Source organism: Citrobacter sp. R-1.5.2, assembly GCF_035064245.1.
GTDB lineage: Bacteria > Pseudomonadota > Gammaproteobacteria > Enterobacterales > Enterobacteriaceae > Citrobacter.
This window is the reverse complement of sequence record NZ_JASEYC010000037.1, coordinates 1-8625: the sequence shown is the minus strand read 5'-3', so window position 1 is coordinate 8625 and position 8625 is coordinate 1. Positions and strand designations below refer to the sequence as shown.

The 8625-nt window shown below is 48.7% G+C and carries 7 protein-coding genes and 1 pseudogene; 4 read left to right on the top strand and 4 right to left on the bottom strand.

The annotated features are described in order from the left end of the window. Window positions 1-1310: 1310 nt before the first annotated feature. Together QMN38_RS25950 and QMN38_RS25945 are read left to right on the top strand one after the other, a co-directional pair. Entirely contained in the window at window positions 1311-2051 is a 741-nt protein-coding gene (locus QMN38_RS25950) for a hypothetical protein (protein ID WP_225622053.1), read from the top strand. 21 nt (window positions 2052-2072) lie between these two features. Beyond that, window positions 2073-2786, top strand: a complete 714-nt coding sequence (locus tag QMN38_RS25945; RefSeq protein ID WP_225622054.1) for a YecA family protein — start codon at window positions 2073-2075, stop codon at window positions 2784-2786. A 1277-nt stretch (window positions 2787-4063) separates the two neighbouring features. On the opposite strand, the gene QMN38_RS25940 is transcribed toward QMN38_RS25945, so the two are convergent. Then, window positions 4064-4633, bottom strand: a complete 570-nt coding sequence (locus QMN38_RS25940) for a recombinase family protein (RefSeq protein ID WP_016359304.1) — start codon at window positions 4631-4633, stop codon at window positions 4064-4066. Between the two features lie 245 nt (window positions 4634-4878). Here QMN38_RS25940 and QMN38_RS25935 point away from each other — a divergent pair, with 245 nt between their 5' ends. Further along, entirely contained in the window at window positions 4879-6087 is a 1209-nt protein-coding gene (locus tag QMN38_RS25935; protein ID WP_000110241.1) for a type II restriction endonuclease, read from the top strand. 33 nt (window positions 6088-6120) lie between these two features. Here QMN38_RS25935 and QMN38_RS25930 read toward each other — a convergent pair whose 3' ends face one another. After that, window positions 6121-7554 (bottom strand): DNA cytosine methyltransferase, encoded by a 1434-nt coding sequence (locus tag QMN38_RS25930; RefSeq protein ID WP_016338383.1) that lies wholly within the window; start codon window positions 7552-7554, stop codon window positions 6121-6123. A gap of 98 nt (window positions 7555-7652) precedes the next feature. On the opposite strand from QMN38_RS25930, the pseudogene QMN38_RS25925 reads away from it, so the two are divergent. Then, window positions 7653-7925: pseudogene (locus QMN38_RS25925) on the top strand (IS1 family transposase); the annotation flags it as partial. Window positions 7926-7935: 10 nt separating this feature from the next. On the opposite strand, the gene QMN38_RS25920 reads toward QMN38_RS25925, so the two are convergent. Continuing rightward, entirely contained in the window at window positions 7936-8142 is a 207-nt protein-coding gene (locus tag QMN38_RS25920; RefSeq protein ID WP_001749967.1) for a hypothetical protein, read from the bottom strand. 4 nt (window positions 8143-8146) lie between these two features. After that, on the bottom strand, window positions 8147-8500 hold the full coding sequence (locus QMN38_RS25915; protein ID WP_225622145.1) for a restriction endonuclease: 354 nt from the start codon (window positions 8498-8500) through the stop codon (window positions 8147-8149). Window positions 8501-8625 lie beyond the last annotated feature (125 nt).

The following is an 8625-nucleotide window of genomic DNA, read 5'->3' as shown; positions in this document are numbered from 1 at the left end:
ATTTCCACACGGCAGCGGCGCCCGGCAAGGTGGGCGGATTCTCACGCGGCAGCGGCGCCCGGCAAGATGGGCGGATTCCCACACGGCAGCCTCGCCCGGCAAGGTGGGCCGATTCCCACGCGGCAGCCTCGCCCGGCAAGGTGGGCGGATTCCCACACGGCACCGGCGTGCGGCAAGGTGGGCGGATTCCCACACGGCACCGGCGCGCGGCAAGGTGGGCCGATTCCCACACGGCACCGGCGCCCGGCAAGGTGGGCCGATTCCCACACGGCAGCCGCGCCCGGCAAGGTGGGCCGATTCCCACGCGGCAGCCTCGCCCGGCAAGGTGGGCCGATTCCCACGCGGCAGCCTCGCCCGGCAAGGTGGGCCGATTCCCACACGGCAGCGGCGCCCGGCAAGGTGGGCGGATTTCCACACGGCAGCGGCGCGGGGCCAGTGGGATTCAGGAGAATAGGTGTTTTACCGAATGCCCTGACGAGGCGTAAAAAAACCGCTTGGCGGCGGCCTCATAAAGCAGAAAACCCGCTCAAGGCGGGTTATCTGCTCTGTAGCCTGTGATGCTTCGCGGGCATCCGGCATACAGCGAGGTGAAATTCTTCTTTTGGCATGTTAATTATACGTCTAACGCGGCATATGATCAAACCTGTATTAAATAAGCCACTGTACCGTTTATAATGCTCTCAGATCAAAGAGGTAAAGCCCGTTTAGCCGCCTGTGTGATGAGCCAGTTCAGACTCTTCAAAATCGAATTTGGTACTAAACAGGACCCGAACCGTGGGCAAGCACACGGCAACGGTATAGCCCTCTTCCGGTTTCGCACCCGGAAGCCTGGGCGGCAGCGTGGTGAAATTCTTCTTTTGGTTAAGTGAATGGCATAACCGGATGGGCGGATTAGAGGAAAGGGGATTGCCTAGTAACCTACGCGCCACAGAGATGGAGGTGCGGGGAATGATTGAGCTGATTATCGCTATTCTGACCTTAATTGCGGCTGTATTGCAGTTGATCAACTGGTTCCTTTAATGGTGCCGGAGTCTGTGAAGGTGAAAGCCTGAACGGGCAAAACTGAAAGGTTTATAGCCGTCCTTCGGGGCGGCTTTTTTTCGGCAAAATTAGGGTTTTACCGAATAATGCAGAGTTTTAAGGTGAGAATTTGCAGACTTGGCGTTTTACCGAACATAGATACTCCCTAGGCTGATAGGTGCATTAGTTATCACCCTACCTGAACATATTGTAAAAGATGTCAGTCTCCAGTGACTTGTGTACTATCAACTGACAAGACTCTTACACGCAACGCAGGGGGATGGAGTTTTATGCTTAGAAAAATAATCAGGGGTAGCGGATTCACTCAGTCAGAAGAAAAACTGATAGAGTTCGCTGATGATGCTTTTTTTGGTCTTTGGTCTTATCCTAATGTTTATAGCGATGAGGGTTACTCTAAAAATAAAATTGGGAAAGAAGTTAGTGACTTATTAGTTATTTTTGATAAAGATATAATAATTTTTTCCGATAAAGCTATTACATACAATAAAAACAAAGATCCTAAGGTTGCATGGCAGAGATGGTTTAAAAAATCAGTCATACAGTCTTGCACACAGTTATTTGGCGCAGAGAAGTTTATAAAAGATCATCCCGAAAGACTTTTTGTTGACAAAGAATGCTCAGTTAACCTCCCCATTAAAATAGATAATTCTTTTAATTTTCATTTGGTGGCCGTCACTAATAATATTTCAGATCCGGCGATCTCGTACTTTGACAAAATAGAAAAAGGCAGCTCTGCTACTTTAGTTAACATATTTCCTTTAAACGCCCATCAATGTCTAGAAAATCCATTTTGTGTCGGAGACGTTTATCCTGATAAGACTTTTGTCCATATACTTGATGAGACTGCCCTAAAACTACTGTTAACCGAGTTAAACACAGCAACTGATTTCATTGGCTACCTTAACGAAAAAGAGAGGGTTGTAAGAGAAAGAACATTATTGGTCAGCGCTGGGGAAGAAGAGACTCTTGCTGCTTACATTATGGGTGATAAAACCATAATATCAAAATAAATTATTGGAAACGATCAAGGGATGACCATACCGGAAGGTGAATGGAAAAACTATAAAACCACTTTCAATTATCAATATCAGCTCTCAATGAAAAAGGGTAGCGTTTTCTGGGATAACCTAATCCACAACTTCTCGACAAGTATATTGTCAGCTAACGTTGGTTTTTTTAGTGAAATTGAATTTTCTACACATGAATTAGGTGTTAGAGAATTAGCCAAAGAAAGTAGGCAATCTAGATATTACCTTTCAAAGAACTTTAAAGAGAAATTAAAAACAACTCAGCCTCATCTAAGAACGTCAAGAATGGTCGAATCAATCGATGAGCCTGGAAAGTTTTACTTATTCCTTTTTTTTCCTAACGATAGCAAGTTGAGTTACTCTGATTACAGAATTCAACGTATATCTTATATAAATGCTTATGCTGAGGTTGCCTTTAATAAATACAGACATATTAAAAAATTAATTACTATTGCAACAGAGCCGCAAAATACAGAAGGAAGATCTGAAGACCTAATATATAGCATATCCCCAGAGAAATTTACCAAAGAGCAAAATGAAAAAGCCAAAAGATTATCAAGAGAATACAAAATACTAAGTGATTTTTTACCTACTAAAACGACAAAGAGCGATAACTTTAAATCAGTTATATCAAAAGGTGAAAAAATAGGGCGGAATACACCTTGTCCATGTGGCTCCGGTGTTAAATTTAAAAAGTGCCATGGTGCGAATAATTAGCATTATTGTATGTATAACGGTAATGGCGCGGCAGAGAAACCGGCGCGTTCTGCCCTAGTGTTGGCCTGCGGGTTCCCCCGCACCCGCTGTATGTAGTATCGGCAGCATCTGAGAAAACCACTACATGTAGTTATCAGCGCCACAACGGCGCGGGGACGAGTGCGGTTCGGAAAAATTGGGGTTTTACCGAATCCGGCAAAAGATTGCTTCCTATAACGTCCGCTTCTGGCACACAGCAGCCGTTAAGATGTAAGGCCTTACGCCAACTAAATCTAATGGGACAGATTTAGTTGGTGATGGTCAAGTAATCTGCAAACGGTCACCAAGTAAAATGCAAATGGGTAGTCAAGTCCGATGCAATTACGCACCCGGCAAGGTGGGCCGATTCCCACACGACAGCAGCGCCCGGCAAGGTGGGCGGATTTCCACACGGCAGCGGCGCCCGGCAAGGTGGGCCTATTCCCACACGGCAGCGGCGCCCGGCAAGGAGGGCCGATTCCCACACAGCACCGGCGCGCGGCAAGGTGGGCCGATTCCCACACGACAGCAGCGCCCGGCAAGGTGGGCGGATTTCCACACAGCACCGGCGCCCGGCAAGGTGGGCCGATTCCCACACGGCAGCGGCGCCCGGCAAGGTGGGCGGATTCCCACACGGCAGCGGCGCCCGGCAAGATGGGCGGATTCCCACACGGCAGCGGCGCCCGGCAAGATGGGCGGATTTCCACACGGCAGCGGCGCCCGGCAAGATGGGCGGATTCCCACACGGCAGCGGCGCCCGGCAAGATGGGCGGATTTCCACACGGCAGCGGCGCCCGGCAAGGTGGGCCGATTCCCACACGACAGCGGCGCCCGGCAAGGTGGGCCGATTCCCACACGACAGCGGCGCCCGGCAAGATGGGCGGATTCCCATATCGACATGTATGTAGCTTGTGTTATCCGTGGATTGTGCAGCTCAGCGGGTCGCTTGTCGTATGGCGTAGTGTCCCCCGTAACCGGCCGCGTGCGGCCGCTAACGCGCAGTACGGCGCCGCGACCCGAAGGCGGGCCGCCGTTCCCGCGCGCAGGCGCGCGGCGCCCACTGCGCACCCCCGTGGGGGACGTGCGGCAGCTGTGTGGCGGTGAGCGGGATTAGGGCTTTGCAGGGAGGGGGCTGGGTCGGGCGATACGTTCAGCATTGCGGTTTCCGGCGATTTGCGGCCGGTGCCCGTTTAACTCCGGCGTGGTCGCCTTCCATGCCCTGACGGCATAAGAAAATAAAACCGCCATGCTGCGGTCATTCATGATTTTGTGGTGTAGCGATAAATAGTCATGCGAGAAACGTTGAAGCGCTTAGCAACTGCACCAACTGTCATTTCAGGATCAGCAAGTAAGATTCTAATTTGTTTAACATCTTCTTCAGAAAGTGACGGTTTTCTCCCTCCCACACGGCCCCTTGCGCGTGCAGCTGCAAGGCCTGAGCGCGTTCTTTCAATATTGCGGTTGCGTTCAAAGCTAGAGAATATCGCCATCAGATGAGTATAGATTTCCCCTATAACTGGCGCATTTGTGTCTATTCTGTCCTTGATGGCTATGAAAGTTATTCCGCGTTTCTTCAGGTCGTCGAGTAAAGTAATGACTTGACCCAATGAACCACCGAGCCGATCTAGTGCCCAAACTACTAGGGTATCTCCCTCGCGCAATGCTTTCAGGCAGTTCTCCAGTTCCAGCGCACCTTTTTTGTCGCGCTTTGGGCCGCTACGTGAGGTCTGATCCTGATAGATTTGCTCACATCCAGCTTTTGTTAGTTCGTCAACCTGGTGCGCCACATCCTGAAGATGCGTAGATTTACGTGCATAGCCGATTTTCATTCTTTTCTCGCTAATTAGTTATGGGGTTATTGTTATGTTGATACAGTAACGAGTTTTGTTACATGAGGGGAGTCATTTTTCGGGAGAAGTCAGGACTTTTCAAGACTGTCACAAAAACCATCGTTTTTGATACATTAATTTAACCAATAGGTTGCAGATCAAATCGTCTGTAACAGCCTTTCTGGCTGTTTGTATATAATCATGAAAAAATGGTGAGTAGAGTTTCAGGGTAACAGGGGATGCTTATGTCGGTTTTCCACAACTGGCTACTTGAGATCGCATGTGAGAATTACTTCGTCTACATCAAACGCCTTTCCGCCAACGATACCGGCGCAACAGGTGGTCACCAGGTAGGGCTTTATATCCCTTCAGGTATCGTTGAAAAACTCTTTCCGTCTATCAACCATACCCGTGAACTGAACCCTTCGGTTTTTCTCACCGCACATGTGTCATCGCATGATTGCCCTGACAGCGAAGCCCGGGCAATTTATTATAACAGCCGTCATTTTGGTAAAACCCGGAATGAAAAAAGGATTACCCGCTGGGGTAGAGGCAGCCCACTTCAGAATCCTGAAAATACAGGGGCTCTGACGCTCCTGGCTTTCAAGCTTGATGAGCAAGGGGGGGACTGTAAGGAAGTAAATATTTGGGTATGCGCCAGCACTGATGAAGAGGACGTCATTGAGACCGCTATTGGTGAAGTTATACCCGGAGCGCTTATATCCGGCCCCGCAGGACAGATTCTAGGCGGACTATCTCTACAGCAAGCGCCAGTAAATCATAAATATATTCTACCTGAAGACTGGCACCTGCGCTTTCCGTCGGGAAGTGAAATTATTCAGTATGCAGCCAGCCATTATGTGAAAAATTCCCTTGATCCGGATGAGCAACTTCTTGACCGCCGGCGCGTGGAGTACGACATATTTCTATTGGTTGAGGAACTGCATGTTCTGGATATCATCCGGAAAGGATTTGGCTCTGTGGATGAATTTATTGCGCTGGCCAATTCTGTCAGCAATCGCCGTAAATCCAGAGCCGGGAAGTCTCTGGAACTGCACCTGGAGCATCTATTCATTGAGCACGGCCTGCGACACTTTGCGACGCAGGCCATCACAGAAGGTAATAAAAAACCCGATTTCCTTTTCCCTTCCGCAGGGGCTTACCACGATACTGAGTTTCCCGTAGAAAATCTGCGCATGCTGGCAGTCAAGACTACCTGTAAGGATCGCTGGCGTCAGATACTGAATGAGGCCGATAAAATTCATCAGGTGCATCTGTTTACACTCCAAGAGGGAGTTTCTCTGGCTCAATATCGGGAGATGCGGGAGTCGGGTGTCAGATTGGTCGTGCCATCATCGCTGCACAAAAAATACCCGGAGGCGGTGAGAGCTGAGCTAATGACGCTAGGTGCGTTTATTGCTGAGCTGACAGGGCTTTACGCAGATATTCCATAGATTATCTCCCGGCATAAATACCGGGAGGAGCGATCAGATTCGTTCAACCTTGCACGAATCGGCATTAACCGCTTTCAGGATATAAGGTTCAAGCAGTTTGGCTACGGCTTCAAACACGGGCACCACTACGGAGTTACCGAACTGCCTGTACGACTGAGTGTCTGACACAGGAATGCGAAAAGGCCTGCCATCTACTTTTTCAAAACCCATAAGGCGCGCGCACTCTCGTGGAGTCAGCCTGCGGGGCCGATGCGCCTGATTTTCTTCGTTCGCGAAGTCTGTTTCACCTGTGGCCATATCCCAGCCACGGTCTATCAGAATTTCAGACCCGTCTTTGTGATAGCGAGCAGAAAGCGTACGGGCAATGCTTTCTTTATTTTCAGGATTAACGAGGCCAAAACCGAATCCGTTACCCTTAGCTGCGTGCTTTTTGGCGTAGTTATAGAGATACTCCCAGAGTTTCGGCGTCAGTATATATTTGCTGTCAACCACGGGTTCCAGCAGTTCGCCAAATGACGGACGCTGTTCCGGATAAAAACGACTAATATCGCGCAGGGTAAAGCCCTGGTGAATGTTCAGATCACGACGGAAACCGACCAAAACGATACGTTCTCGGTGCTGAGGTAAAAAGTGCTTTCCGTCGATAACTTTAGGATCGTTTTTGCCCATCTCAGCTGCATCCGCAACTTCATAGCCCAGTTCGTCGAGGGTATCCATGATGACTTTAAAGGTTTTACCCTTGTCATGGCTCTTCAGGTTTTTAACGTTTTCAAGAACAAAGATGGCAGGTTTTTTTGCGCGTATAATACGCGCCACATCGAAGAAAAGCGTTCCCTGAGCCTCACATTCGAAACCATGCGCGCGCCCGAGCGAGTTTTTCTTGCTTACGCCCGCAAGGCTGAACGGTTGACAGGGGAAACCTGCTAGAAGTACATCATGATCCGGCACATGCTCATTAATGTAAGCATAGGCATCGTTTTCAGGTACTTCAGGTTTATCACTGAGCGTGACTTCCCGAATATCGAGATTGAAAGTGTGTTCCTGAGCATCGTTAAACCAGTTAGCTTTATATGTGCGCACAGCCTCTTTATTCCATTCACTGGTAAAAACGCACTGGCCACCGATGGTTTCGAAGCCCTTCCGTATACCTCCAATCCCAGCAAACAGGTCAATAAACCGGAAGGCATAGTCAGGGTGATGTGCAGGCGCTTCCGGAAGCATTTTTCGTAGAAGTTCCTCTTCGGCTAACGTCAGCGTCTTAGGTGAGCACTTACCATTAATCCAGCGATTAAGAGTCTCGCGACTCCACTCATTTTTACCAACTTTTCTAAGCAGTTCAGCCACGTACTTCTGGTCATAGATTTCCAGCACCTGCCCGAGCAGCTTTTTATAATTTTCCTGTCGCAGTTGTTCTTCCGCTTCTGCTTTCTCAAGCAGATCCTGCGCCAGTAATTCAAATTCAGACATATTGCCTCCATTGGGTCTTATGGGTGAAACTGTATCACTCATTTGACCCAGATTGAATGTTTTTATCTGGATATTTAAACAGGTTTATTGTTAGGTAACGCACGTTGGCCACGCTGGAGCGTCTTCTGGGCCTGCTGTCGGCCTTTGAGGTCGTGGTATGGATGACGGATGGCTGGCCGCTGTATGAATCCCGCCTGAAGGGAAAGCTGCACGTTATCAGCAAGCGTTACACTCAGCGCATTGAGCGACATAACCTGAATCTGAGACAACATCTGGCAAGGCTGGGACGGAAGTCACTGTCGTTCTCAAAATCGGTGGAGCTGCATGACAAGGTCATCGGGCATTATCTGAACATAAAACACTATCAGTAAGTTGGAGTCATTACCGGTTCTCTTTGTCTTTTAGTGATTCTATAAACCTCATTACGTCTGAATATAAAAATCTATTATTTGATTTATGTGGCTCATGAGGTTGTGGGATGGTCTTGTTTTTGAATGTGCCAGTTTTCTTAATGGCAAAGATTAATTCACCTTCTGTTATTCCTAACATTTCAGCAAATGTTTTTGCTTCTATAGTTACTGACTTCATTTAATTAACTCTCATGGTATCGATTTTCTTTACCGGCATCTTTAACAATGGTGCTCGTTTCTAGTGTTGCTGCGGTACGCTTCATCATCGTCTGCGGGGCGGTTGCGATAGTGAAGGAGCTGCCGGGCGTGAGCAAATCTATCAGGCGCTGGCCGCTGATAATCTCCATCCGTTCACTGGCAATACTGACAGATTTTGAACCTGCGCCGGTTTTCCCGGTATGGCAAAACAGACCGCGACAGTTATGACGTTTAAGCAACTTCTCGAACTCCTGTACGTGCTGTAAAGCAATATGGCCGCGATAGCGTTTAGCCTGAATAAGATAGCGATATTTTCCTATTATTACCTGGCCGTCAATGCCTCCATCGCCGGTATAGCGTTTGTTTCTGATGGTTCTGAAGCCATGCGCGGCTTTGTTGAATAAATCGAACTTTTGCTGAGTTGAAGGATCAGATCACGCATCTTCCCGACAACGCAGACCGT